The sequence below is a fragment of the Kitasatospora sp. NPDC001119 genome (assembly GCF_053598475.1).
Genome location: NZ_JBSFKI010000019.1, coordinates 109,482 through 133,519, shown reverse-complemented (window position 1 = coordinate 133,519; position 24,038 = coordinate 109,482). Strand labels below are relative to the sequence as shown.

General features: G+C 74.6%; 20 protein-coding genes. 9 read left to right on the top strand and 11 right to left on the bottom strand.

Annotated features, from left to right (window positions below; translation table 11 throughout):
- Positions 1-129: 129 nt before the first annotated feature.
- Both ACWDD9_RS23955 and ACWDD9_RS23950 read left to right on the top strand, forming a co-directional pair.
- Positions 130-939 carry an AIM24 family protein gene (locus ACWDD9_RS23955; protein WP_049651462.1) on the top strand — a complete coding sequence of 270 codons (810 nt, stop codon included), beginning with the start codon at positions 130-132 and terminating at the stop codon, positions 937-939.
- A 40-nt stretch (positions 940-979) separates the two neighbouring features.
- On the top strand, positions 980-1,495 hold the full coding sequence (locus ACWDD9_RS23950; protein WP_049651450.1) for a MarR family winged helix-turn-helix transcriptional regulator: 516 nt from the start codon (positions 980-982) through the stop codon (positions 1,493-1,495).
- A gap of 82 nt (positions 1,496-1,577) precedes the next feature.
- Here the strand turns inward: ACWDD9_RS23950 and meaB are convergent, their stop codons facing one another.
- Positions 1,578-2,534, bottom strand: coding sequence for a methylmalonyl Co-A mutase-associated GTPase MeaB (meaB, locus tag ACWDD9_RS23945; RefSeq protein WP_380745328.1), 957 nt, complete (start codon positions 2,532-2,534; stop codon positions 1,578-1,580).
- 77 nt (positions 2,535-2,611) lie between these two features.
- Positions 2,612-3,805, bottom strand: coding sequence for an acetyl-CoA C-acetyltransferase (locus ACWDD9_RS23940; RefSeq protein ID WP_074001457.1), 1,194 nt, complete (start codon positions 3,803-3,805; stop codon positions 2,612-2,614).
- 280 nt (positions 3,806-4,085) lie between these two features.
- Between ACWDD9_RS23940 and mce the strand changes: the two genes are divergently transcribed.
- The 3 genes from mce to ACWDD9_RS23925 all read left to right on the top strand — a co-directional run bounded on the left by mce (position 4,086) and on the right by ACWDD9_RS23925 (position 11,173).
- A complete protein-coding gene (mce, locus tag ACWDD9_RS23935) occupies positions 4,086-4,526 on the top strand; it encodes a methylmalonyl-CoA epimerase (protein ID WP_049651447.1) in 441 nt (146 codons plus the stop codon).
- 509 nt (positions 4,527-5,035) lie between these two features.
- Positions 5,036-10,126, top strand: coding sequence for a hypothetical protein (locus ACWDD9_RS23930; RefSeq protein WP_449812605.1), 5,091 nt, complete (start codon positions 5,036-5,038; stop codon positions 10,124-10,126).
- Between the two features lie 117 nt (positions 10,127-10,243).
- On the top strand, positions 10,244-11,173 hold the full coding sequence (locus tag ACWDD9_RS23925; protein WP_049655735.1) for a coiled-coil domain-containing protein: 930 nt from the start codon (positions 10,244-10,246) through the stop codon (positions 11,171-11,173).
- A gap of 102 nt (positions 11,174-11,275) precedes the next feature.
- Here ACWDD9_RS23925 and ACWDD9_RS23920 read toward each other — a convergent pair whose 3' ends face one another.
- On the bottom strand, positions 11,276-11,596 hold the full coding sequence (locus ACWDD9_RS23920) for a hypothetical protein (protein WP_049655736.1): 321 nt from the start codon (positions 11,594-11,596) through the stop codon (positions 11,276-11,278).
- Positions 11,593-12,390 (bottom strand): alpha/beta fold hydrolase, encoded by a 798-nt coding sequence (locus ACWDD9_RS23915; protein WP_117489550.1) that lies wholly within the window; start codon positions 12,388-12,390, stop codon positions 11,593-11,595. Before ACWDD9_RS23915 ends, ACWDD9_RS23920 begins: the two co-directional genes overlap by 4 nt.
- Positions 12,391-12,483: 93 nt before the next feature.
- Here ACWDD9_RS23915 and ACWDD9_RS23910 point away from each other — a divergent pair, with 93 nt between their 5' ends.
- Positions 12,484-13,488, top strand: coding sequence for an ABC transporter ATP-binding protein (locus ACWDD9_RS23910; RefSeq protein ID WP_387822042.1), 1,005 nt, complete (start codon positions 12,484-12,486; stop codon positions 13,486-13,488).
- Position 13,489: 1 nt separating this feature from the next.
- Positions 13,490-14,257, top strand: a complete 768-nt coding sequence (locus tag ACWDD9_RS23905; protein ID WP_049655741.1) for an ABC transporter permease subunit — start codon at positions 13,490-13,492, stop codon at positions 14,255-14,257.
- Between the two features lie 20 nt (positions 14,258-14,277).
- Here ACWDD9_RS23905 and ACWDD9_RS23900 read toward each other — a convergent pair whose 3' ends face one another.
- Complete coding sequence (locus ACWDD9_RS23900) at positions 14,278-14,601, bottom strand: hypothetical protein (protein ID WP_049655743.1); 324 nt, start codon at positions 14,599-14,601, stop codon at positions 14,278-14,280.
- 390 nt (positions 14,602-14,991) lie between these two features.
- On the opposite strand from ACWDD9_RS23900, the gene ACWDD9_RS23895 reads away from it, so the two are divergent.
- Positions 14,992-16,140, top strand: a complete 1,149-nt coding sequence (locus ACWDD9_RS23895) for an LLM class flavin-dependent oxidoreductase (protein ID WP_449812626.1) — start codon at positions 14,992-14,994, stop codon at positions 16,138-16,140.
- Between the two features lie 89 nt (positions 16,141-16,229).
- On the opposite strand, the gene ACWDD9_RS23890 is transcribed toward ACWDD9_RS23895, so the two are convergent.
- Entirely contained in the window at positions 16,230-16,622 is a 393-nt protein-coding gene (locus ACWDD9_RS23890) for an SCO5389 family protein (protein ID WP_030282024.1), read from the bottom strand.
- 480 nt (positions 16,623-17,102) lie between these two features.
- On the opposite strand from ACWDD9_RS23890, the gene nucS reads away from it, so the two are divergent.
- On the top strand, positions 17,103-17,762 hold the full coding sequence (gene nucS / locus ACWDD9_RS23885; protein WP_049655746.1) for an endonuclease NucS: 660 nt from the start codon (positions 17,103-17,105) through the stop codon (positions 17,760-17,762).
- 4 nt (positions 17,763-17,766) lie between these two features.
- Here the strand turns inward: nucS and ACWDD9_RS23880 are convergent, their stop codons facing one another.
- The 5 genes from ACWDD9_RS23880 to ACWDD9_RS23860 all read right to left on the bottom strand — a co-directional run bounded on the left by ACWDD9_RS23880 (position 17,767) and on the right by ACWDD9_RS23860 (position 23,900).
- Complete coding sequence (locus ACWDD9_RS23880) at positions 17,767-20,043, bottom strand: ATP-binding protein (RefSeq protein WP_449812604.1); 2,277 nt, start codon at positions 20,041-20,043, stop codon at positions 17,767-17,769.
- A 247-nt stretch (positions 20,044-20,290) separates the two neighbouring features.
- Positions 20,291-20,620 (bottom strand): STAS domain-containing protein, encoded by a 330-nt coding sequence (locus ACWDD9_RS23875; RefSeq protein WP_049651796.1) that lies wholly within the window; start codon positions 20,618-20,620, stop codon positions 20,291-20,293.
- 353 nt (positions 20,621-20,973) lie between these two features.
- Positions 20,974-21,843, bottom strand: coding sequence for a 3-hydroxyacyl-CoA dehydrogenase family protein (locus ACWDD9_RS23870; RefSeq protein ID WP_449812603.1), 870 nt, complete (start codon positions 21,841-21,843; stop codon positions 20,974-20,976).
- Between the two features lie 201 nt (positions 21,844-22,044).
- Positions 22,045-22,695: a response regulator gene (locus ACWDD9_RS23865; RefSeq protein WP_074001453.1), complete on the bottom strand. Its 651-nt coding sequence runs from the start codon at positions 22,693-22,695 to the stop codon at positions 22,045-22,047.
- Positions 22,692-23,900, bottom strand: a complete 1,209-nt coding sequence (locus ACWDD9_RS23860; RefSeq protein ID WP_049651799.1) for a sensor histidine kinase — start codon at positions 23,898-23,900, stop codon at positions 22,692-22,694. Before ACWDD9_RS23860 ends, ACWDD9_RS23865 begins: the two co-directional genes overlap by 4 nt.
- Between the last annotated feature and the right edge of the window lie 138 nt (positions 23,901-24,038).

Sequence of the window (24,038 nt, the reverse complement as noted above, 5' to 3'; positions counted from 1 at the left end):
TACCCGCCGCCCCCGCCGCAGGGCTACCCGCCGCCCCCGCCCGGCCACCAGCCCCAGCAGCAGTACCAGCAGCCGTACGGCCAGCAACAGCCGTACGCCCAGGAGCAGTTCGGCGGACCACTGGCCCCGCTGCCGACCGGCCACGGCGGCACCGGGCCGGTGGTGTGGGACGCCCACAGCCTGCCGGCCGGCGACAACGTCAACCCGTACGCCTTCTCGGTCGACCTGAACGGCTCCTACTTCCTCCAGAAGGGCAAGATGGTCGCCTACTACGGCGACATCACCTTCAAGGGCGTCGGCGCCGGGGCGGTCGACCGGGTGCTCGGCCAGCACTTCAACTCGCCGATGCACGCGGCGGACTGGGTGGTCGCCGAGGGCCGCGGCAAACTGCTGCTGGCCGACCGGGCGTTCGACCTCAACTCGTACGACCTGGACGAGGGCAACCTGACCGTCCGCTCCGGCAACCTGCTGGCCTTCGACCCGACGCTGCGGCTCAAGCAGTCGATCATCCCGGGCTTCCTGACCCTGATCGGCACCGGCCGCTTCGTCGCCGCCTCCAACGGCCCGGTGCACTTCGTCGAGCCGCCGATCCGGGTGGACCCGCAGGCGCTGGTCGGCTGGGCGGACTGCCCGGCGCCGTGCCACCACTACGACCACGACTACATGCACGGGCTGATCGGCGGCCTGCGCCGGCTGACCGGCATCGGCGGGGCCTCCGGCGAGGAGCACCAGTTCGAGTTCATCGGCGCCGGCCAGGTGCTGCTGCAGTCGAGCGAGAAGCTGATGGCGGAGCGGTCGGTCGGAGCGGTCGACGCCGAGGCGGGCGTCCCGGTGGGCGGCGTGCCGTCCCAGCCGGGCACGGCCGGGCACGGCGGCGGCAACCCCAACATCCCCGGGCTCGGTAACCTGGGCGACCTCGGACGACGTTTCGGCCTGTAAACTCGTACAAGATTGAACTAAATCGGCTATGCTAGAGGGCATGGATACGCACACGATCGAGACCGCGGACACCCCTCCGTCGCAGCCCGAGGAGGAGACTCCCTGGCTGACCGCCAGGGAGCAGCGGATGTGGCGCGCCCATCTGGAGGTCGCCAAGCTGCTGGACTACCAGCTCAGCCGCGAACTCCAGCCGCACAACCTCGCGATCAACGACTACGAGATCCTGGTCGTGCTCTCCGAGGCCCCGGACCGCCGGATGCGGATGACCGACCTCGCGACCGCCACCCTCCAGTCGAAGAGCCGCCTCTCCCACCAGATCACCCGGATGGAGAACGCCGGCCTGGTGCTGCGCCAGGAGTGCCCCGGCGACCGCCGCGGCCTCTACGCCCACCTCACCGAACACGGCTGGGAGACCATGCAGCGGGTCGCCCCCGACCACGTGCGCAGCGTCCGGGCCCACTTCATCGACCGCTTCACCCCGGAGCAGCTCGACGACATGTACCAGGCCCTCGCCCCCGTCGCCGAACACCTCCGCGGCCTGCGCGGCAAGCCGTAGCACCACACGCACCACTCCGCCCCGCCGCGATCCGATCGCGGCGGGGCGGAAACGGTTCGCGGGCCCGCGCGCCCGGCCCGGGTCAGCCGCGGGTCAGGCCGGCGACGAGTTCGTCGGCGGCGCCGTACGGGTCCAGGGCGCCCTCGGCGACGCGTTCGGCGAGGACGGCCAGGTGCCGGTCCCCGCGCAGGTCGCCGATCCGGGCGCGCAGCTCGGCCAGCGCGATCGCCTCGATCTCCTCGGCGGCCCGGCGGCGGCGCCGCGCGGCGAGCTCGCCGTGCTCCTCCAGCCAGGCGCGGTGCTTCTCCAGCGCCTCGACCACCTCGTCCACGCCCTCACCGCGGGCCGCGACGGTCTTGACGATCGGCGGACGCCAGTCCCCCGCCTCCCGCGCCTCGCCGAGGCCCAGCATGTGGTTGAGCTCCCGCGCGGTGGCGTCGGCGCCGTCCCGGTCGGCCTTGTTGACCACGAAGACGTCGCCGATCTCCAGGATCCCGGCCTTGGCGGCCTGGATGCCGTCGCCCATCCCGGGGGCCAGCAGCACCACGGTGGTGTCGGCCTGGGCGGCGACCTCGACCTCGGACTGGCCCACCCCGACGGTCTCCACCAGGATCACCTCGCAGCCGGCCGCGTCCAGCACCCGCAGCGCCTGCGGCGCCGCCCAGGAGAGCCCGCCGAGGTGGCCGCGGGTGGCCATCGAGCGGATGAACACCTCGGGGTCGGTCGCGTGGTCCTGCATCCGGACCCGGTCGCCCAGCAGCGCGCCGCCGGAGAACGGCGAGGACGGGTCGACGGCCAGCACCCCGACCCGCTTGCCGAGCCGCCGGTAGGCGGAGACCAGCGCCGAGGTGGAGGTCGACTTGCCGACCCCGGGCGAGCCGGTCAGGCCCACCGTGTACGCCCGCCCGGTGTACGGCGCGAGCGCGGCCATCGCCTCCCGCAGCTGCGGCGCGGCGTTCTCGACCAGCGTGATCAGCCGGGCGACCGCCCGCGGCCGGCCCGCCCGGGCCTGCTCGACCAGCGTGGCGACATCGATCATCAGGAGCTCCTTGCGCGGATGCCGAAGGGGCTGCGGACCGCCACCGGCGGTCCGCAGCCCTGGCGTGTCTGAGCCGGTCAGGCCTTCGGGACGCGCACGATCAGCGCGTCGCCCTGGCCGCCGCCGCCGCACAGCGCGGCCGCGCCCACCCCGCCGCCGCGGCGCTGCAGCTCCAGCGCCAGGGTCAGCACCACGCGGGCGCCGGACATCCCGATCGGGTGGCCGAGCGCGATGGCGCCGCCGTTGACGTTGACGATGTCGGAGGTGACGCCCAGGTCCTTCATCGACTGGTGGGCGACGGCCGCGAAGGCCTCGTTGATCTCGATCAGGTCGAGGTCGGCGACCTCCAGGCCCTCCTTGGCCAGCGCGTGCCTGATCGCGTTGGACGGCTGCGACTGGAGCGAGTTGTCCGGGCCGGCCACGTTGCCGTGCGCGCCGATCTCGGCGATCCAGGTCAGGCCCAGCTCCTCGGCCTTGGCCTTGCTCATCACGACCACGGCGGCGGCGCCGTCGGAGATCTGCGAGGAGGTGCCGGCGGTGATCGTGCCGTCCTTGGTGAAGGCCGGGCGCAGCTTGGCCAGGCCCTCGACGGTGGTGTCCGCGCGGATGCCCTCGTCCTGGCTGAACAGCACCGGCTCGCCCTTGCGCTGCGGGATGGCGACCGGGACGATCTCGGCGTCGAAGACCCCGTCGGCCTGCGCCTTGGCGGCCCGCTGGTGGGAGGCGGCGGCGATCTCGTCCTGCGCCTCGCGCGGGATGCCCAGGCGGGTGTTGTGCTTCTCGGTGGACTCGCCCATCGGGATGTTCTCGTAGGCGTCGGTGAGGCCGTCGTGGGCCATCGCGTCGAGCATCGCGATCGCGCCGTACTTGAAGCCCTCGCGGGACTTCGGCAGCAGGTGCGGGGCGTTGGTCATCGACTCCTGGCCGCCGGCCACCACGATGTCGAACTCGCCGGCCCGGATCAGCTGGTCGGCGAGCGCGATGGCGTCGAGGCCGGAGAGGCAGACCTTGTTGACGGTCAGCGCCGGGACGTTCATCGGGATGCCGGCCTTGACGGCGGCCTGGCGGGCCGGGATCTGGCCGGCGCCGGCCTGGAGCACCTGGCCCATGATCACGTACTGGACCTGCTCGCCGGTGATCCCGGCCCGCTCCAGGGCCGCCTTGATCGCGACGGCGCCGAGGTCGGCGCCGGAGAAGCCCTTGAGGGAACCCAGCAGGCGACCCATCGGGGTCCGCGCACCGGCAACGATCACAGAGGTGGTGTTGGTCATGGGACGGGCCCCTTCGCACGTCGTGGCCAGGTGAGGATGCGCTCAATGTACTGACCTGTTACCCGCCCGTCACCGGAGCGACGGTGTGATCGAGCGCACTGGCACCATCCAGTCAACACCGTGCCGACCCGCTCCGGGTGAACCGCCCGCGGGCCGCCCGCCGGGCGGCCCCCCGTGTGAGCAGGCTCGCACGCCCGGCACTGGCGCCCGTCGCGGGCCATGCGCTGCACTGGGTGCACCTTTAGCCCCACCACCTTCTCCCCACCTCCCGGAGGCCGTCGTGCTGACCCGCATCGACCACATCGGCATCGCCTGCCGAGACCTCGACAAGACGGTCGAGTTCTACCGCGCCACCTACGGTTTCGAGGTCTTCCACTCCGAGGTCAACGAGGAGCAGGGCGTCCGCGAGGCCATGCTCCGGATCAACGGCACCGACGACGGCGGCGCCTCGTACCTCCAGCTGCTGGAGCCCACCCGGCCCGACTCCACCGTGGCCAAGTGGCTGGAGAAGAACGGCGAGGGCGTGCACCACATCGCCTTCGGCACCGCCGACGTGGACGGCGACTCCGAGGCCATCCGGGACAAGGGCGTCCGGGTCCTCTACGACCAGCCGCGGATCGGCTCGATGGGTTCGCGGATCACCTTCCTGCACCCCAAGGACTGCGGCGGCGTGCTGACCGAGCTGGTCACCTCCGCGCAGCAGGGCCACGACGGACACTGACCCCCTCCCGGCCCGCCCCCGGGCGCGCGGCGTCCCGGGGGCAGCCGACGGTCCGTCGGTCATGACCCGTCAGTAACCTGGCGGGAAGAGCCGGAAAACACCCCTGCGGCCATTCCCCCGCAGTGCGCTCCCACTACAATGCCCAGGTGCGCGAAGGCTCCGGGGGACGGAGGCGACGGGCACGGCCGAAGACAGGCCTGTCCGCCCTCCGGCGGTCGGCCCGTCGCAAGGGGAGTCCATTACGCGGGCACGGCTGAACAGTCGCAAGACGGATCTGTCACCATTCTCCACAAGGCAAGAGTTCGCCCAGGAGTCCACTCGGACGGGGGAACGCGGCACCCCCGCGCTCCCGCGCCCCGGATTCCGACGACCGCGGCGGGCGGCCCCGGCATGGCGGGGGACCGTCCACCGGCTGCGGATGCAAGGACCAGTCGGACCGGCGCCCGGGATACCGGAGCCCGGAACCGGCCGGGTCGAGGACGCGACCAGGAGATGGATGGGACCGCGGAGTGCGGGGCAACGACCGCTACGAGGCTGACGATCACCTCTCCCAGTTCGAGGCCGAGATGGGTCGGACTCGGAAGGAGCGCGACAAGGCAGTCGAGCATGCCGAAGACCTCGCCTACCAGGTGGAGGTCCTGCGGGCGAAACTGCACGAGTCCCGCCGGATGCTGGCCCAGCCGCGCGCCTTCGACGCCGTCTCCGGCCAGGCCGAGCAGATGCTCCGCACCGCCGAGATGCAGGCCCAGCAGCTGCGCGCCGACGCCGAGCGCCAGCTGCGCGACTCCCAGGCCGCCACCCAGCGGATCATGGCCGAGGCCGCCGAGCGCACCGCCCGGCTGGAAGCCGACCTCGCCGCCCGCCGCCGCCAGCTGGAGGACGAGCTCGCCGAGCTGCGCCGCTCCGCCGAGCAGCACGTCAACGGCTGGGCCGAGCAGACCCGGGCCGGCTCCGAGCAGGAGGCCCAGCGGCTGCTCCAGGACGCCCGCGCCGAGGCCGAGCGGATGGTCGCCGCCGCCCGTGCGGAGGCCGTCGCCCTCTCCGACCACGCCCGCGCCCAGACCGCCGCCGACGTGGACGCCGCCCGCGGCGAGGCCCAGGCCGCCGCCGAGGCCGCCCTGCAGCGGGCCCAGAACGACGCCGAGCGCCTGCTGCGCGCCGCCTCCGAGCAGGCCCAGCAGGCCGGCGCCCAGGCCGCCGCCGACGTGGACGCCGCCCGCGGCGAGGCCCAGCAGCAGCTGGCCGCCGCGCACGCCGCCGCCGAGGGCCAGCTGGTCGCCGCCCAGGCCGAGATCGGCCGGCTCAAGGCTCAGGCCGCCAACGAGCAGGCCCGGGCCGAGCAGCAGCTCGCCGCCGCCAAGGCCGAGATAGAGCGGCTGCGCGCCGAGGCGATCGCCGAGGCGGAGCGCACCCGCCGCGAGGCCTCCGAACTGCGCGCCCAGGCCGAGCAGGCCGCCGAGCAGCTCCAGGCCGACGCCGAGGCCGCCGCCGAGCGCCGGGTCGCCGACGGCGAGGCCGCCAACGAGCAGCGCTCGCAGACCGCCCGGGCCGAGGTGGCCCGGATGGTCGCCCAGGCCACCAAGGAGGCCTCGGCGATCCGGGCCGAGGCCGAGAGCGTCCGCACCGAGGCCGCCACCAAGCAGGCCGAGGCCGACGCCGCCCGGGCCGCCGCCGCCGAGGAGAGCGAGCGGCTGCGGGCCACCGCCGAGTCGGTGGCCTCCGAACTGAAGGCCGAGGCCGAGGCGGCGATCGCCGAACTCCGCGCCCTGGCCGAGCGGGACGTCGCCGAGCTGCGCGCGCACGCCGAGGCCGACGCCCAGCGGCTGCGCGGCGAGGCCGAGGAGGCGGGCCGGGCGGCCGGCGCCAAGGACGCCACCGTCCACCTCGCCAAGGCCGCCAAGACCGCCGAGGAGGTCCTCGGCCGGGCCGACCAGGACGCCGAGACCGTGCGCGGCGAGGCCGCCGCCGAGGCCGAGCGGATCCGCGCCGAGGCCGCCGCCGAGGCGCAGCGCCTGCGCGAGCAGGCCCAGGCCGCCGTCGAGCAGGCCCAGAACGCCGCCCTGGACGACGCCGCCGCGATCCGCGAGCGGATCGAGCAGATGCAGGACGAGGCGGCCCGGCTGCGGGCCGAGGCCGAGGAGCTGCGCGCCCAGGCCGCCGCCGAGGCCGACCGGGTGCGCGGCGAGGCCCGCCGCCAGGCCGTGGTCCAGATCGAGGAGTCGGCGAAGAACGCCGAGGAGCTGCTCACCAAGGCCAAGGCCGACGCGGACGAGCTGCGCGCGGGTGCCGCCGGGGAGATCGAGCGGCTGCGCGAGCAGGCCCAGGAGCAGGCCGCCGAGACCCAGGGCCGGGCCGAGCAGACCCTGACCCGGGCCCGGGCCGAGGCCGGGAAGATCACCGAGGCCGCCGAGCAGCAGGGCCAGGACGCGCTCGCCGCCGCCAAGGCCGCGGCCGCCGAGAACCGGTCCGCCGCCGAGCGCGAGACCGCCGAACTCCGGCGCGACGCAACCGAGTTCGACCAGCGGGTGCGTGCCGAGGCGACCGCCGCGGCGGAGGCCCTGACCACCGAGGCACAGGCCGAGGCGAAGGCCGTCCGGGACGCCGCGGTGGCCGACGCCGAGCGGGTGCGCACCGAGGCCGACACCGAGGCCGCCCGGGCCCGGGCCGAGGCCGAGGCGGCCGCGAACGCGCTGCGCGAGGAGAGCCGGCGCGAACGCGAGGAGGCCGCCGACGGCCTGCGGCGCGAGCGCGAGGAGACCTCCGAGCACCTGGACGCGGCCGAGGCCGCCCGCGAGCAGGCCGAACAGGCCGCCGCGGAGACCAGGGCCGAGGCCGAGCAGGCCGCCGGGGAGCTGCGGGCGCTCGCCCAGCGCGAGACCAGCCGGCAGCGCGAGGCCGCCGAGGCCTACGCCGACCGGGTCCGCACCGAGGCCGAACAGCACGCCGGCGACCTCACCGAACGCACCGCGGCGGAGACCGCCGAGGTCCGCGAGGCGGCCGACCAGTACGGCGCCGAGGTCCGCGAGGCCGCCGACGCCTACGCCGACGAGCAGCGCACCGCGGCCGACACGTACGTCACCGAGCAGCACACCGCCGCCGACACGTACGTCACCGAGCAGCACACCGCCGCCGACGCCTACGCCGCGGAGACCAGGGCCGAGGCCGAGCAGGCCGCCGGGGAGCTGCGGGCCCTGGCCCAGCAGGAGACCACCCAGCAGCGCGAGGCCGCCGAGGCCCACGCCGACCGGGTCCGCACCGAGGCCGAACAGCACGCCACCGACCTCACCGAGCGCACCGCGGCGGAGACCGCCGAGGTCCGCGAGGCGGCCGACCGGTACGGCGCCGAGGTCCGGGAGGCCGCCGACCGGTACGGCGTCGAGGTCCGCGAAGCCGCCGAGAAGCACAGCGTCGAGGTCCGCGAGGCCGCCGACACGTACGCCGGCGAGCAGCAGACCGCCGCCGACGCCTACGCCACCGAGGTCCACGCGCAGGCCGACGCGTACGCCGCCGAGGTCCGCGAGCAGGCCGACGCCCACACCGCCGAGCAGCGCGCCGCCGCCGACGAGGCGCTGGAGCGCGCCGAGGCCACCGCCGAGCAGCGCCGCGCCGAGGCCGCCAAGGACGCCAAGGCCACCCGCGAGAAGGCCGCCGCCGAACTGGCCCTGGCCAACGAGCAGGCCTCGACCGTCCGGGCCGAGGCCGGCCGCGAGCTGTCCGAGGCCCGCGCCACCGCCGACGGCATCCGCGCCGAGGCCACCGCCGAGCTGGAGCAGGCCAGGGCCGACCGCGCCGAGCTGATCGCCGCCGCCAAGGCCGAGGGCGCCGAGCTGGTGGCCGCCGCCGAGGACGAGGCCGCCGAGGTCCGCCAGTCGGTGGCCGGCATGCACGAGGCCGCCGCCGAGCAGATCGCCGCGCTCAGGGCCGCCGCCGAGCAGGAGGTCACCGAACTCCGCGAGGCCGCCGAGCAGGACGCCACCGAGCTGCGCACCCTCGCCGAGTACGAGACCACCGAGCAGCGGGAGCTGGCCGAGCGGGAGAGCACCGAGCAGCGCGAGTCCGCCGACGCGTACGCCGCCGAGCTGCGCGGCCTGGTCGAGCGGGAGAGCGCCGAGCAGCGCGAGCTCGTCGACCGCGAGACCGCCGACCTGCGGGCCCGCACCGAGGCCGAGACCACCGCCCTGCGCGAGCAGACCGAGCTGGAGCTGGCCGCCGAGCGGGAGGCCGTCGAGGACGAGCTCGGCCGGCAGCGCGCCGAGGCCCGGGCCTACGACGGGCAGCTGCGCGCGGAGGCCGAGGCCGAGCTGCGGGCCGCCCAGGAGGCCGCCGAGCAGCTGCGCGCCGACGCGGAGGCGCAGGCCGCCCGTACGGTGGCCGAGGCCGAGGCCCAGGGCGCCCGGAGCATCGCCGACGCCGAGGAGCTGTCCGCGGCCCTGCGCGCCGAGGCCGACGAGTACGCCCTCGCCACCCGCACCCTGGCCGACGACTACGACTCCGCCACCCACTCCCGCGCCGACGCCTACGACGCGGAGACCCGGGAGGCCGCCGAGCAGTTCGACAAGGCCACCCGCGAGCACGCCAAGTCCGTCCTGGAGAAGGCCTTCGCGGACGCCGAGGCGCTCGGCGAGGACGCCCAGACCACCGCGCTGGCGACCACCGCCGCCGCCGAGGAGCAGGCGGACGCCATGGTCGCGGCCGCCCGCAAGGAGGCCGACCGGCTGGTCGCCGCCGGCGAGGCGGCCGGTCAGGCCGAGGTCGAGAAGGGCCGCTCCGACGCGGACACCCTGCTCGCCGAGGCCCGCCGGGACGCGACCGCGATCCGCGAGCGCGCCGAGGAGCTGCGCGAGCGCACCGACGCCGAGGTCGAGGCCCTGCACGAGCGCGCCCGCAAGGAGAACGCGGCGGCCATGAAGTCCGCCGGCGAGCGGGTGGACGCGCTGGTGACGGCCGCCCAGGAGCAGCTGACCGAGGCCGAGGAGCAGGCGGTGGCCACCGTCGCCGAGGCCGAGGACCGCGCGGCGGCCCTGGTCGCGGCGGCCGAGGACCGCGCGGCCGAGCTGACCTCGGAGGCCTCCGCGGAGGCCAGCAAGGTCCGGCTGTCCGCCGTCCGCAAGGCCGAGGGCCTGCTCAAGGAGGCGGAGACCAAGCTCGCCAACTCCACCGACCGCGCCGAGGCGCTCATCGAGAAGGCCGAGGCCAAGCTCCGGTCGTCCGAGGCGGAGGCCGAGGAGCGGCTGGACCGGGCCTCCACCGAGGCGGAGAAGCGGCTGCGGGACGCCGACGAGTCCGCGGACGAGCAGGTCGAGCTGGCGAAGGCGGAGGCCGAGCGGCTGCTCGCCGAGGCGAAGGCCGAGGCGAAGCGGGTCACCGACGAGGGCCGGCGCGAGCTGGACGAACTGGTGCGCCGCCGCAAGGACATCAACACCGAGATCTCCAGGGTCCAGGACGTGCTGTCCGCCCTGGAGGCGTTCGAGGCGCCGTCACCGGTCGCCCAGGCCAACGGGGGAAGCAGCACCAAGAAGGACGGGGGCGCCAAGGCCGGTGCCGGAGTTGGCTCCCCCCGGTCGGGTGGCAATCGCTCCAAGAGCTCACCACCCGATTGAGCGGACATTGGCGGTCATTGTCCGTGAGAGAACGGCGTAACGCCGTCGACACTCCGGTACCGTGTCAGGATTCCCTCAACCACCTCAGCGGTTTGACGACAGGAAGCCCAGAACCCCATGAGCGACAGTCACTCCCCTCACGGCTTCGACCTGGTGCGCCGTGGGTACGAGCGCGCCCAGGTCGACGAGCGGATCACCAAGCTGGTGGCCGACCGTGACAGTGCCCTGACCCGGATCAGCGCGCTGGAGAAGCGCATCGAGGAGCTTCACCTCGAGACCCAGTCCGCCCAGGCGGCGGTCACCGAGGCGGAGCCCTCCTACGCCGGTCTCGGCGCCCGGGTCGAGAAGATCCTGCGACTCGCCGAGGAGGAGGCCAAGGACCTGCGCGACGAGGCGCACCGCGCCGCCGAGCAGCACCGCGAGCTCGCCGAGGCCGCCGCCCAGCAGGTCCGCACCGAGGCCGAGAACTACGCCAAGGACCGCAAGGCCAAGGCGGAGGACGAGGGGCTGCGGATCGTCGACAAGTCCAAGAGCGACGCCGCCCAGCTGCGCGCCGAGGCCAACAAGGACGCCCAGAACAAGCGCGAGGAGGCGGACGCCCTCTTCGAGGACACCCGCACCAAGGCCGCCCAGGCCGCGCTGGAGTTCGAGACCAACCTGGCCAAGCGCCGCGAGCAGTCCGAGCGCGACCTGGCCGCCCGTCAGGCCAAGGCCGAGAAGCGCCTGGCCGAGATCGAGCACCGGGCCGAGCAGCTGCGCCTGGAGGCCGAGAAGCTGCGCACCGACGCCGAGCGCCGCGCCCGCCAGACCGTCGAGACGGCCCAGCGCCAGTCCGAGGACATCGTGGCCGACGCCAACGCCAAGGCCGACCGCATCCGCAGCGAATCCGAGCGCGAGCTGGCGGCGCTCACCAACCGCCGCGACAGCATCAACGCCCAGCTGACCAACGTCCGCGAGATGCTGGCGACGCTGACCGGCGCGGCCGTGGCCGCCGCCTCGCTGCCGACCGACGACACCCTGGGCGTGCCCGCCCAGCAGTCGCGCTGACGCACACCGGCCGAGCCGCACCGCAGGCCCTCACCCGCCCGGGTGAGGGCCTGTCGGCTTGTCGCGCCGTCATCGCCTCCGGCGCGGCTTGACGAAGGGTCCCTAGCGGGGGTAGGCGCCGTCCGGCCGCTGGTACCCGCTGCTGAGCTGGTTGCCCTCGTCGTCCGAGACGGTGCCGAACCAGGAGGTGCACCAGACCGACACCGAGTCCGGCCAGTACTGCACCTCGAAGGGGTGCCCGGGCCCGTAGTCGCCGTACGAGGTGACGATGAAGGTCTCCCCCGGGCGCATCCAGTAGTCCTCGCCGAGCGGTTCCAGGGTCAGCTCGACCAGCCCCTCGCCCCGGTTGGTCACCGGCATCCGGCCGCTCACCTCCAGCGCCGAGAAGTCCCAGGCCGCCGCGTCCTGGCTCTCCTGGCTCATCCGGCGGCCACCCTGGCGAGCAGGGCGCGCACGACGGCGTCGAAGGCCTCCGGCGCCTCCAGGGCGCTCAGGTGGCCCACCCGGGGCAGGACGGTCAGCTCGGCGTCCGGCCGGGCCCGCAGCATCGCCTCGGCCTCCTCCGGCGCCACCAGGGCGTCCTCGGCGCCCGCCACGACCGCGACCGGCACCGGCAGGCCGGCCAGCACGTCCAGGGAGTCCGGGCGGGCCGCCATGGCCCGCTGGGCCCAGGCGACGGAGGCCGGCGACGCGGCGGCGACCATCGCCTCCACCCGCTCCACCAGGTGCTGCGAGTCCGGCCCGAGCTGCCCGGCCGCGACCCGCTCGTCCAGCAGCAGCCGCACGCTGTCCCGCGCGGTGACGGCGGCGGCCATCCGCTCCCGGTTGGCCCGGACCGCGTCGGTGTCGGCGGTGGCCCGGGTGTTGGCGAGCAGCAGGCCGGCCAGCCGGTCGGGGTGGCGGCGGGCCAGGGCCAGCGCCGCGTAGCCGCCCATGGAGAGCCCGGCGACCACCGCGCGTTCGATTCCGGCGGCGTCCAGCAGCAGCGCGAGGTCGTCCGCGACCAGGTCCAGCGAGGGCTCGTCGTCGCCCAGCCCGGTGCCGCCGAACCCCCGCTGGTCGGGGGCGAGCACCCGCGCTTCGTCCCCGGTCAGGCCGGGCAGCGCGTCCAGCTGGGACGACCACATCGAGGCGTTCAGAGGAAAGGCGTGCAGCAGCAGGAGTGGTGTTCCGGTACCGCTCTCGCGGACCGACACTGCGGAGGGGAGCTGGGTCATGCTCCCAACCTATTCCGGCACGCCCGGCGGGCCCACTCAGCGGGCCGCGATACCCCCTTTGTCCTAGCCTGGCAAAGACCTGAGGGAGCGCGAATGATCGAGTTGCACGACCTGACAAAACGTTACGGCAAGACCCTCGCGGTGGACCGCCTCAGCTTCCAGGTCCCCCAGGGCGTGGTGACCGGCTTCCTCGGCCCCAACGGCGCCGGCAAGTCCACCACCATGCGCATGATCCTCGACCTCGACCGCCCGACCTCCGGCCGGGTCACCATCGACGGCAAGCGCTACGGCCAGCTCAGCGAGCCGCTCAAGTACATCGGCGCGCTGCTGGAGGCCAAGGCCGTCCACCCCGGCCGCACCGCCCGCGACCACCTGCTCTGGCTCGCCCAGAGCAACCGCATCCCCGAGCGCCGGGTCGACGAGGTGCTCGCCCTGGTCGGCCTCACCCCGGTGGCCCGCAAGCGGGCCCGCGGCTTCTCGCTCGGCATGGGCCAGCGCCTGGGCATCGCCTCCGCGCTGCTCGGCGACCCGGAGATCGTCATGTTCGACGAGCCGGTCAACGGCCTGGACCCGGAGGGCATCCTCTGGATCCGCAACCTGATGAAGCGCCTCGCCGGCGAGGGCCGGACGGTCTTCGTCTCCTCCCACCTGATGAGCGAGATGGCCGTCACCGCCGACCACCTGGTGGTCATCGGCCGGGGCCGGCTGCTCGCCGACCTGCCGATGCCGGAGTTCATCCGGCGCAACTCCCGCTCCGCCGTACGGCTGCGCGGCCCGGAGCCCGAGCGGCTGCTCGACGTGCTGGCCCGGGCCGGCCTGCGGCACGAACCCGGTCCGGACGGCTCCTACGAGGTGGTCGACGGGGACATCGCCCGGCTCGGCGAGCTGTTCGCCGGCCAGGGCGTGGTGCTGCACGAGCTCAGCCCGCAGCAGGCCTCGCTGGAGGAGGCCTTCATGCAGATGACGGCCGACTCGGTGGAGTACCACGCGGGCGACGGCCCGGGCCTGGACGCGGCCGGCGCGCCCACCGAGTGGGGCGCCGGCTGGAAGGCGGACGGCACCCCGCAGAACACCACGGCACGGCAGGAGGAGAACTGAGATGGCGTCCTTCCCGGCGGTCCTGCGCTCCGAGTGGACGAAGATCCGCAGCGTCCGCTCGACGGTCTGGACGCTCGCGCTGACCTTCGTCGTCACGGTCGGCATCGGCGCGCTGCTGTCCCTGCTCACCAACAACAACTTCACCGAGTTCCGCCGCGGCGACCAGTCCCCGTTCGACGCCACCGGGACGTCCTTCTCCGGCATCATGCTCGGCGAGCTGGCGATCATCGTCTTCGGGGTGCTGGCGATCGGCAACGAGTACAGCAGCGGCATGGTCCGGGTCACCCTGGCCGCCGTCCCGCAGCGCGGCACCCTGCTCACCGGCAAGGCCGTGGTGCTCGGCGCGCTGGCCCTCGCGGTCTCGCTGGTGACGGCCTTCGCCACCTTCTTCGCCGGCCAGGCGCTGCTCGGCGCGCACTCCACCACGATCGGCGAACCGAACGTGCTGCGGGCGGTGTTCGGGGCGGCGCTGTACCTGACGCTGCTCTGCCTGTTCTCGGCGGGCGTCACCACGATGCTGCACAACCAGACGCTCGCGCTCGGCGTGCTGGTGCCGTTCTTCTTCCTGCTCTCGCCGATCCTCTCGGCGGTGCCGAAGGTCAAGACCCTGGCCCACTACTTCCCCGACTACGCGGGCTCCCGGATGCTGCTGGTGTACGAGCAGCACGGCCAGCCGTACGGGCCGTGGACCGGCTTCCTGATCTGCCTCGCCTGGACGGCGGCCGCGCTGGTCGGCGGCGCGCTGGTGCTCAAGAAGCGCGACGCGTAGCCGTCCCGGCGGCCCGGCCGTCAGTACCGCGGAGCGCCGCGGCCCCGCAGCAGGTTGGAGGCCCGGCGCTCCCGCGCTCCCCAGCAGGCGCGGTGCCAGTGCCGCCGGTCGTCCACGCCCGCGCCGTGCATCGGCCAGGCCACCACGTGGCCCGTCCCCGGCGGGATCTCCTGGTCGCAGCCCGGGCAGCGGTAGAACCGTCCGGCCGTCCCGGCGACCGTCTGGACCACCCAGTCGTCGCCCTGGTAGCTCTCGGTGCGGCGCAGCGAACCGCCGAGCGGGGCGGCCGGTTCTGCGCTCTCGTGGGGGGCGGCGCTCTTGATCCGGTTGCGGCGCGGCGACACGGCGGACTCCCTCTCCTGCTGGCCTCTGGGTCGTTCCAGCCTACGGCCGCCCGGGGCCCCGTACGGCCACTACCACGGCTCCGTCCGGCACTTCGGCGTTTTTGCCGAGATCCACCCGATCATCGGGGAAATTCGGGGTTCGGCGTGCCATTGGCACATGACATCCGATACCCACAGGGGGAGAAGGCGGGGCCCGCAGACCCTGCGCGCACCCGAGGAGGCCCCACGATGAGCAAGACCAGCGCCCGAGCCGAGAGCGGCCGGCCCGTCGGGGTCCGGTCACCCGCCCCCGGCCCGACGCTGACCTCCGTCCCCCCGGTGACGGCCGTCGCGGGCGAGCCGCTGCCGGCCACCCAGTGGGCCGGCGCGCTGCCGCCGGCCACCGGTCCGGTGCGGGTCGGCCTGTTCCTACTGTCCGCGCAGTTCCCCGGGCAGAGCCACGGCGAGGCGCTGGAGCGCACCGTCCACTCCGCCGTCGAGGCCGAACGCGCGGGCCTGGACAGCGTCTGGCTGGCCGAGCACCACTTCGTCCCGTACGGGGTGTGCCCGGACGCCGCCACGCTGGCCGGGCTGCTGCTCGGCCGCACCCGCCGGATCGGCGTCGGCACGGCGGTCAGCGTGCTCTCCACCCGCCACCCGGTGGGGCTCGGCGAGCAGGCCGCGCTGCTGCACCTCACCTCCGGCGGACGGTTCACGCTCGGGGTGGGCCGCGGCGGCCCGTGGATCGACCTGGACGTGTTCGGCGGCGGCGTGGACGCCTTCGAGAACGGCTTCCCGGAGCGGCTGGACCTGCTGCTGCGCTGGCTGCGCGGCTCCCGGGTGGGCGCGGACGGCCCGCAGTTCGCCTTCCCCGAGGTCGCGGTGGTGCCGCGGGCCACCGAGCCGGTGCGGCGGCCCGGCCTGAGCAGCTGGCTCGGCCTGGGCCAGCGGTCCGGCCCGGTGCGCTTCCCGCGCCAGCGCCGGGACGACGGGGGCCTCGGCGAGGAGCTCACCGCCTCCGGGCGCCCGGTGTCAGGCCCGCCCGTGGTGGTCGCCTGCACCTCGCCGGGCGGGGTGCGGATGGCCGCCGAGCGCGGCCTGCCGATGCTGCTCGGCATGCACTCCGGGGACGAGGACAAGCTGCGGATGCTGGAGCTCTACCGGTCCGCCTGGCTGGCCGCCGGGCGGTCCGAGGAGCAGCTGCGCCGGATCGGCCGCCGGCACGTCGCGGCCGGGGTGGCCCAGGTCGACGACCGCGCCGCGGCGGCCCGGTCCACGCTGCTGAACGCGATGCCCGGCTGGTTCGAGTACGGGCTCGGCGCCCACCGCACCGTGGACGGCCGCGAGCGCAGGATGCGCGACCCGCGCCAGTACACCGAGCTGCTCTGCGACCTGCACGCGGTGGGCACCCCGCGGCAGTGCGCCGACCGGCTGCTGGCCACCGCCGAACGCACCGGCATCCGGCGCTTCGCCCTGCTCGCCGAGGGCAGCGGCGACGAGGAGGCGACCCTGCACAACATCGCCCGGCTCGGCTCCGAGGTGCTGCCGCAACTGGGCTGAGCCCCGTACGGGTCACGGGCCCGGGCCGCCGCCCCTCCCCCCGCACCGGGGAACGGGGCGGCCGGCGCCGCGGCACCGCGGGAAGGCGATCAGCAGTCCCGCAGCTCCTCGGACTGGTTGAGCAGCTGCTCCCGGACCGAGGTGAAGCGGTCGTACCGCGCCGCGTTGGCCTCCGACGGCAGGAACACCGCGACCCGGTGACAGTTCTGGAACGCCAGCCGGACCCCGAAGTGGCGCTGCAGGGCGCCCCGGATGGCGTCGCTGGCAAGGGCGCGCAGCAGCTGGCCACGGGCCTGCTCGCTGGGCGGTGGCACCTGGTTGTCGGCGAAGTCGGTGCCGTCGACCTTCGCCTGGGCGACCAGCGAGCTGATCAGGTCCCAGGCGTACGGCAGCGAGACGCGGACGCAGTCGACGAATTCCCGCTCGTCGACCTCGCCCCGCTCGGCCTTCTCCAGCAGGGCCGGTGAGACGTCGAGCGACATGGATTCTCCTCTCGCGGTCCACCCGCGCGGCGCCCGGGTGGTCGTGCGTAGGTCAAGCTCACAGTGAGGGTGGTGGTTTCGCATGGGACGTCCGGAACACCGAGGGACAGGGGTTTCCGGCGCCTTCGCGACGGCGGCGGCGCCACGGGACGTGACGTCCCGGACACCGAACGCGCTCACAACAGCGTGGCAGTCAACGGAGCGGCGGGCCCGTCATTCCTGTGGATTGCTTCGGAAACACAGTGCGGTGCACCAGATTGGCCGGATCCCGTCGGATCGTTCATCTGAAGTCTCCATCCCCGTTGACAGCGATCCCGCGAGCGTGTCGTCACACACCGTAGCGACCCGAGGGTGGGGGCGCCAGGCCTCGACGGGCGGTAGCCGGACCGCAGGACCTCAATGTTGGCCGGGTTCGCGCTTTCTTCACCCAGCCGTCGCGGAATCGCATCAACTGGCCCCGGTGGGCTAGCGTGGTCGACCGTGCGTCTCGTAATTGCCCGCTGCTCAGTCGACTATGCCGGTCGGCTCTCCGCCCATCTGCCCTCCGCCACCAGGCTGATCCTGGTCAAGGCCGACGGCAGCGTCAGCATCCACGCCGACGACCGCGCCTACAAGCCGCTCAACTGGATGTCCCCGCCGTGCGTCCTCAAGGAGGCCGACGGGGTCTGGACGGTGGAGAACAAGGCCGGCGAGAAGCTCATCATCACGCTGGAGGAGGTGCTGCACGACTCGTCCCACGAGCTCGGGGTCGACCCGGGCCTGATCAAGGACGGCGTGGAGGCACACCTCCAGGAGCTGCTCGCGGACCGGATGGAGGTGCTCGGTGCCGGCTGGTCGCTGATCCGCCGCGAGTACCCCACGGCGATCGGCCCGGTCGACATCCTCTGCCGCGACGCCGACGGCTCCACGGTGGCCGTCGAGATCAAGCGCCGCGGCGAGATCGACGGCGTCGAACAGCTCACCCGCTACCTCGAACTCCTCAACCGGGACCCGCTGCTGGCCCCGGTCAAGGGCGTCTTCGCCGCGCAGGAGATCAAGCCGCAGGCCCGCGTGCTGGCCACCGACCGCGGCATCGGCTGCGTGGTGCTGGACTACGACGAGCTGCGCGGCATCGACGACGACAAGCTCAAGCTGTTCTGACCGCTCACGGCGGGCTCGCGCTCGCCGTCCCGCTCGGGGCCGTCGGCGACCCTGACGTGGGCGGCGGCGAGCTCGCGGTGGACGCCGGGGCCGACGAGCTGTGGCCCGTCGTCGGCGGCTGCGAGGGCTGCCCCGTCTGCTGGGGCGGCGGCGACTGACCCGGCGGCTGGACCGGCGGCTGCGACTGGCCCGGTGCGGGCGGCTGCGACTGCTGCGGGGCCTGCGACTCGCCCGCCCCCGGCGAGGAGCTCGGCCTCCTGGTCGGCGAGGCGCTCGACGCGTGCGAGGCACTGCCGCTCGTGGACGGCTGCGGGCCGCTCCCCTGCCCCGCCGGGCTGCCCGGCCCGGCACCGGCCGTCCCCGCCCCGGTGCTGCCGGAGGGCTGCGGGAACGGCGCCTCCTGGGTGTCGCCGCCGCCGTCCATCCGGCCGCTGTACGGGTCCTTCCCCTTGACCTCGTCCGGCCCGCTGAAGCTCATCGCCACCGCCGTGCCGAGCACCCCCAGGGTCAGCACCGCCGTGGAGACCACGGCCGCCCGCCGCCGCCGGCTGGACTTCAGGCGGGCCGGCACCCGGGCCGCGATCTTGCGGATCACCGGGGCGCGGCCGGGCCCCGCCACGGCGGGCGCGGCGGCCGGCAGCTGCCGGCCCTCGGCGCGCAGCAGGTCGAGCATCCGGCCGACGGCGGCCACCCCGCGCTGGTCGCCCGCGGCGGCCCGCAGGGTGAGCGCGGTCTCCAGTTCGGCGATGGCCCGGGAGGGCTGCTGGAGGCAGATCGCGTGCACGCCCGCCTCGTGGTGGAACCAGGCCTGGTCGACCGCCGAACCGGTCTGGCGGGCCGCCTCCAGACCGAGCTGGAGCACCCGCTCCCAGGCGCCCCAGCGCAGCGACAGCGCCAGCGCGGGCGCCGCCGCACGGGCGAGCCGGACCACCGCGTCGTGCCGCCCGGCGGTGCGGTCGGCGAGCAGCACCCCGATCATCACCTCGGCCTCGGCGGCGATCTGCTCCAGCGTCACCGAGCTGTGCCCGACCCACCAGGCGAAGTGCTGGGCGGCGCCGTCGACGCAGCCGCGGGCCGGCCAGTGCGGGGCGAGCAGGTCCTGCGCGCCGGCCGTCAGCCGGTGGTGCCCGCCGATGGACACCGCCAGTCCGGCGTCGGCGAGTTCGGCGAGCGCGGCCTCGCCCTGCCCGACGTCGATCAGCGCCGGCAGGTGCGGCGCGGTGGGGCACTCGCCGCCGAGCGCGACGGCGAGCCGCAGCACGGCCTGCGCGGGCTCGCTCAGCCCCTCGGCGAGCCGGACCGCGGGCGAGGCGGTCTCCGCCACCGAGGGCAGCGGGACGGTGCGGCGCAGCGCGTCCTCCCGGATCGCCGGGTCCGGGTCGTGGACGGGCCCGTCGACGGCCCCGAAGACGTCCATCCGGTCGTCCTCGGCGGCGACCAGCGCGTCCACCGCGACGTCCCGCTGGCGCAGCAGGGCGGCGGCCTGGACGAAGCGCAGCGGCAGGCCCTCGGACTCGAACCAGAGGTCCACCGCCCAGGCCTTCTCGTCGACGTCCAGCGGCCGCCCGGCCAGCCGGGCGGTGAGGGCGAGGCAGGCGGAGCGGGAGAGCCCGGCCACCAGGTGGTCCTGGAGCCGGGAGCCGGCCGGCAGCGGCGGGCCGTCCGGAGCGGCGGAGATCAGGAAGGCGCAGCCGGGGGCGGCGGCGAGCAGCTCCTCCAGCTCGGCGCCCGCGGGCTCGGCGGAGTCGATCACCACGATCGCGCCGACCTCGGCGAGGTGGGCGGCCAACTGCCCGGGGTCGGGGCGGTAGCCGGGGGCGTGGTGGGTGGCCGCGAAGAGGTCCTGGAGCAGGTCGGGAAGGGTCCGGCGGTGGCCGCAGAGCTGCACCACTCCACCGGGGGCGAGGTCGGCGGCGGCCTCGGCGACGGCCGACAGCAGCGCGCTGCGGCCCGAGCCGGCCTGGCCGACCAGGCGTATCGAGCGGCCCTCGGAGAGCAGGCCGAGCAGTTCGACGACGTCGACCTCGCGGTCCAGCATCGGCAGGTCGGCGGGCCCGGCGCCGAGCGCGAGCGGGCCGACCGCACGGCCGACGCCGCCGACCGGACCGCGGGCGGGCTCGCTGCGTCCGGTCCGGCGCGGACGCGGACGCCACTCCTCGGGACAGGTCCTGGCCTCGGAGCCGTCCGGTGCGCCGACGCCCACCAGCAGGCCGCCGGAGACCAGTTCACCGCCACGGGTGCGGACGGCCTCCTGCCGGAACTCACCGGATGGCTGTGACACGTTCTGCTCCGCATCGTGCTCGGCCGTCGGCGCCCCGCGCCACCCGGCTGACGTCCCGCTCGCGGCCGCGGCCGGGCTGGAGGCAGCCCCGGCGGCCGTCTTCTGACGGGCAGACTCTTGCACATCCGGCCCCGACCGTGCAGAGCGGTCCGTGGCCGACGACCGGTCGGCGGCGCTGACCAGGGGCGTTGCGCGGGCGGGGTCGGACGTACGCGGGCGTGCGGTCCGGCGCGCGGAGCGACCGTCTTTAGAGCGCGACCCCGTGCGCCTCGGCGACGCCCGCGGCGCCGTCGACGGCCAGGATGCGGTGCAGCTTGGTGGCCACCAGCAGCCGCTGGAGCTGGGCCGGGACGGAGCGCAGCACCAGGCGGCGGCCGATCCGGCCGGCCCGCCGGTGGGTGCCCATGATCACGCCGAGTCCGGTGGCGTCCCAGAACTCCAGCCGGGCGAGGTCGAGCACGAGGTCGCCGAGGCCGCCGTCCACGGCCTGGTGCAACCGGACCCGCGCGTCGGCGGCGGTGCGCACGTCGAGGCGGCCTTCGATGGCCAGCGCCGTGTGGTCGCCGGTGATGCGCATGCTCTCCTCCTTCGCCTGGACGGCCTGGTGCGGGGCGGGTCCGCCCCGGCCGTGCCGGGTACGGGAGCGGGGGGTTCGTCCGGGCGGGCCGCAGCCCCTCACCCGGCCCCGGGCGGAATGCCGGGTTCCCTCATCTGACGGTGAACCGGCTCCGCAGGTTGCTGGTTCCGGCCAGATCTGAAGCAACTTCACCCGTCCGAGGGAATATACGCAGGTCGGCCCCACACCTACGCTCGATTACCGCCCAAATCACCCGTCTGCGGCACGCTGCGTGAGGAAACTCACCCGGCCCGGCGGAGCGGGCCGTACGATGCTCCGATCGCACGGCCCGCCGGTCGTTCAGCCCCGCCGGCTCACTTGCCCTCGTACGGGTAGAAGCCGCGGCCGCTCTTGCGTCCCAGGTCACCGGCGGTGACCATGCGGGCCATGATCTCCGGCGCGGCGAACTTCTCGTCCTGGGTCTCGTCGTAGATGTTGCGGGCGGCGTGCAGCAGGATGTCCACGCCGGTCAGGTCGGCGGTCTGGAGCGGGCCCATCGCGTGGCCGAAACCGAGCCGGCAGGCGGTGTCGATGTCCTCGGCGGTGGCCACGCCCGACTCGTACAGGCTGGCGGCCTCGACGACCAGCGCGGTGATCAGGCGGGTGGTCACGAAGCCGGCCACGTCGCGGTTGACCACCACGACCTCCTTGCCGACGCCCTCGGCGTAGGCGCGGGCGGTGGCCAGCGTCTCGTCGCTGGTCTTGTAGCCGCGGACCAGCTCGACCAGCTTCATCATCGGGACCGGCGAGAAGAAGTGGACGCCGACGACCGACTCCGGGCGCTCCGTGGCGGCGGCGATCCGGGTGATCGGGATGGCGGAGGTGTTGGAGGCCAGCACGGCGCCGTCCTTGGCGAGCTTGTCGAGCTCGTGGAAGACGCCCTCCTTGACCTCCAGCTTCTCGAACACGGCCTCGACCACGATGTCGGCCTCGGCGACGGCGCCCAGGTCGGTGGTGGTGGTGATCCGGCCCAGCGCGGCCTCGGCGTCCTCGGCGCTCAGCCTGCCCTTGGCGACGAACTTCCCGTACGAGGCGCGGATGCCCGCCAGGCCCCGCTGGAGCGCCTCCTCGGTGACGTCCCGCAGCACCACCGGGTGGCCGGCCTGCGCGGACACCTGGGCGATGCCGGCGCCCATCAGGCCGGCACCGATCACGGCGATCTGCTTGCTGGACGCATTGCTCATGGCTGGGTCTCCCGATGCCGTCGCCGCCCTGCGGGCGGGCCCTGAAGGCGGCTCAGGACAGGGGTCACCCGCCGTAGGAGCCGCATCGCTCTGGCCGGACTCTAATGCCCAAATCCCCCGTGCAATAGCAATCGGGAGTGTGATCTGCAACCGACCTGGTCGGTCGCCCAAGAAGGCGACCGGAGGGCGACAAGAGGGTGATCAGATGGTCAGCCCGAGGTCCTGGGCCAGGATCGCCGCCTGCACCCGGCTGCGCAGCCGCAGCTTCGCCAGGATGCGGCTGACGTGCGTCTTGGTGGTCGCCTCCGCCATCTCCAGCCGGGCCGCGATCTCCCCGTTGGACATCCCGGAGCCGATGCAGGCCAGCACCTCCCGCTCGCGGCCGGTCAGCGCCCCCACCGCCGCCCGGGCCTCCGGTCCGACCGTCCGCTCGGGGCGGGCGAAGGCCCCGATCAGACGCTTGGTCACCGAGGGCGCCAGCATGCCGTCCCCGCGCGCCACCGTGCGGATGCCCTCGACCAGGGTGTCCGCCTCCAGGTCCTTGAGCAGGAAGCCGGACGCGCCGGCCCGCAGCGCGCCGTAGACGTACTCGTCCAGGTCGAAGGTGGTCAGCACGAGCACCTGCCCGGCCCCGGCGGCGACCACCTCGCGGGTCGCCGAGACGCCGTCCAGCCGGGGCATCTGCACGTCCATCAGCACCACGTCCGGCCGCAGCTCCAGCGCCAGCCGGACGGCCTCCTCGCCGTCGGCGGCCTGCCCGACCACCTCGAAGCCCGGCTCGGCGCGCAGGATCATCACCAGCGCCGCCCGCACCGCCGCCTGGTCCTCGGCCACCAGTACCCGGATCGTCATGCCCGCCCCTCGTTCCCCTGGGCGCGCGGCAGCACCGCGCGCACCCTCCAGTACCCGTCCCGCGGCCCGGCCTCGAAGCTGCCGCCGAGCAGCCCGGCCCGTTCCGCCATGCCCACCAGCCCCGCCCGGGCGCCGGGCAGCCCGCGGCCCGGCCCGCCCCGGTACGGGCTGTCGACGGCGATCCGCAGCTCCTCGGGCGCGAACTCCAGCCGCAGGCTGACCAGTCCGGGCCCGGCGTGCTTGAGCGCGTTGGTCAGCGACTCCTGGACGATCCGGTACGCGGCCAGCCCGACCGGCACCGGCAGGTCGCCGCGCTCGCCGGACTCGGACAGCTCGAAGTCCAGCCCGACGTCCTGGCCGGCCGCCCGGGCCTTGGCCAGCAGGGCGTCCACCGCGGCCAGGTCGGGCGCCGCGTAGGACTCGTCCACCTCTCCCCCGCCGCTGTCCCGGAGCAGCCCGATCATGCGTCGCATTTCGGCCAATCCCTGGACGCTGTTCTCCCGGATCACCGCCAGCACCTCCACCAGCGGATCGTCCTCGGGCAGGCTCCGGCGCCGGGCCACCGACTGGGCGCCGGTGGCGTGGATCGCGATCGCCGACAGGTGGTTGGCCACCACGTCGTGCAACTCCCGTGCCATCCGGGCCCGTTCGGCGCCGATCGCCTCGCGCCGGTCCATCTCCGAGAGCAGCGCGGTCTGTTCCGCCCGCAGCCGCTCGGTCTCCGCCTCCTCCCGGTGCTTGCGCACCACGTCCCCGGTCCACACCGGGGCCAGGAAGACCAGCGAACTGACCACCACCACCAGCAGCGCGCCGGACGTCCCGCCGTAGATCGCCGCGAGGGTGGAGAGCGCCAGCACGGTGGCCCCGCCACTCAGGTGCAGCACCCGGGACATCCGCGGGGTCCCGTAGATCACCGCCGCGTACAGCAGGTCGGTGTACATGATCAGCGTCGCCAGCAGGCTGCCCGCGAACAGGCTGCCCGCGAAGGCCAGCCCGCCCAGCGACACCGCGAGCACCGGCCTGGTCCGGCGCACCAGCTCCAGCCCCGCCAGCACCACCAGCGGCAGCACCACCGCCCACAGCGGCACCCGGTCGGCCCGGTCGTACACCTTGAAGACGATCAGCACCGAACCGCCGAGCAGCCCGCAGAGGGCGATCAGCTGGTCCTGCCGGCGCGGGGAGAGGGCGGGGAACGGGAGGGGCACGTTCCCATCTCACCACCCCCGGCGGCCGACCCGGCTCCGGTCCACGGAGGAGCCCGCTACATCGAAAGGTGCAGGCCGCTACGGCACCGCGCGACGACGACAGCGGCACGCCCGCGCACCAGGCTGGAAGCACCGCCG

What these genes read in the sequence shown, in the direction of transcription:
- ACWDD9_RS23875 (WP_049651796.1), bottom strand. Translation starts at nt 20,620, where the DNA reads ATGCGCATCACCGGCGACCACACGGCGCTGGCCATCGAAGGCCGCCTC.
- meaB (WP_380745328.1), bottom strand. Translation starts at nt 2,534, where the DNA reads ATGATCGATGTCGCCACGCTGGTCGAGCAGGCCCGGGCGGGCCGGCCG.
- ACWDD9_RS23950 (WP_049651450.1), top strand. Translation starts at nt 980, where the DNA reads ATGGATACGCACACGATCGAGACCGCGGACACCCCTCCGTCGCAGCCC.
- ACWDD9_RS23920 (WP_049655736.1), bottom strand. Translation starts at nt 11,596, where the DNA reads ATGAGCCAGGAGAGCCAGGACGCGGCGGCCTGGGACTTCTCGGCGCTG.
- ACWDD9_RS23910 (WP_387822042.1), top strand. Translation starts at nt 12,484, where the DNA reads ATGATCGAGTTGCACGACCTGACAAAACGTTACGGCAAGACCCTCGCG.
- ACWDD9_RS23915 (WP_117489550.1), bottom strand. Translation starts at nt 12,390, where the DNA reads ATGACCCAGCTCCCCTCCGCAGTGTCGGTCCGCGAGAGCGGTACCGGA.
- ACWDD9_RS23925 (WP_049655735.1), top strand. Translation starts at nt 10,244, where the DNA reads ATGAGCGACAGTCACTCCCCTCACGGCTTCGACCTGGTGCGCCGTGGG.
- ACWDD9_RS23940 (WP_074001457.1), bottom strand. Translation starts at nt 3,805, where the DNA reads ATGACCAACACCACCTCTGTGATCGTTGCCGGTGCGCGGACCCCGATG.
- ACWDD9_RS23870 (WP_449812603.1), bottom strand. Translation starts at nt 21,843, where the DNA reads ATGAGCAATGCGTCCAGCAAGCAGATCGCCGTGATCGGTGCCGGCCTG.
- ACWDD9_RS23905 (WP_049655741.1), top strand. Translation starts at nt 13,490, where the DNA reads ATGGCGTCCTTCCCGGCGGTCCTGCGCTCCGAGTGGACGAAGATCCGC.
- ACWDD9_RS23890 (WP_030282024.1), bottom strand. Translation starts at nt 16,622, where the DNA reads ATGTCGCTCGACGTCTCACCGGCCCTGCTGGAGAAGGCCGAGCGGGGC.
- ACWDD9_RS23865 (WP_074001453.1), bottom strand. Translation starts at nt 22,695, where the DNA reads ATGACGATCCGGGTACTGGTGGCCGAGGACCAGGCGGCGGTGCGGGCG.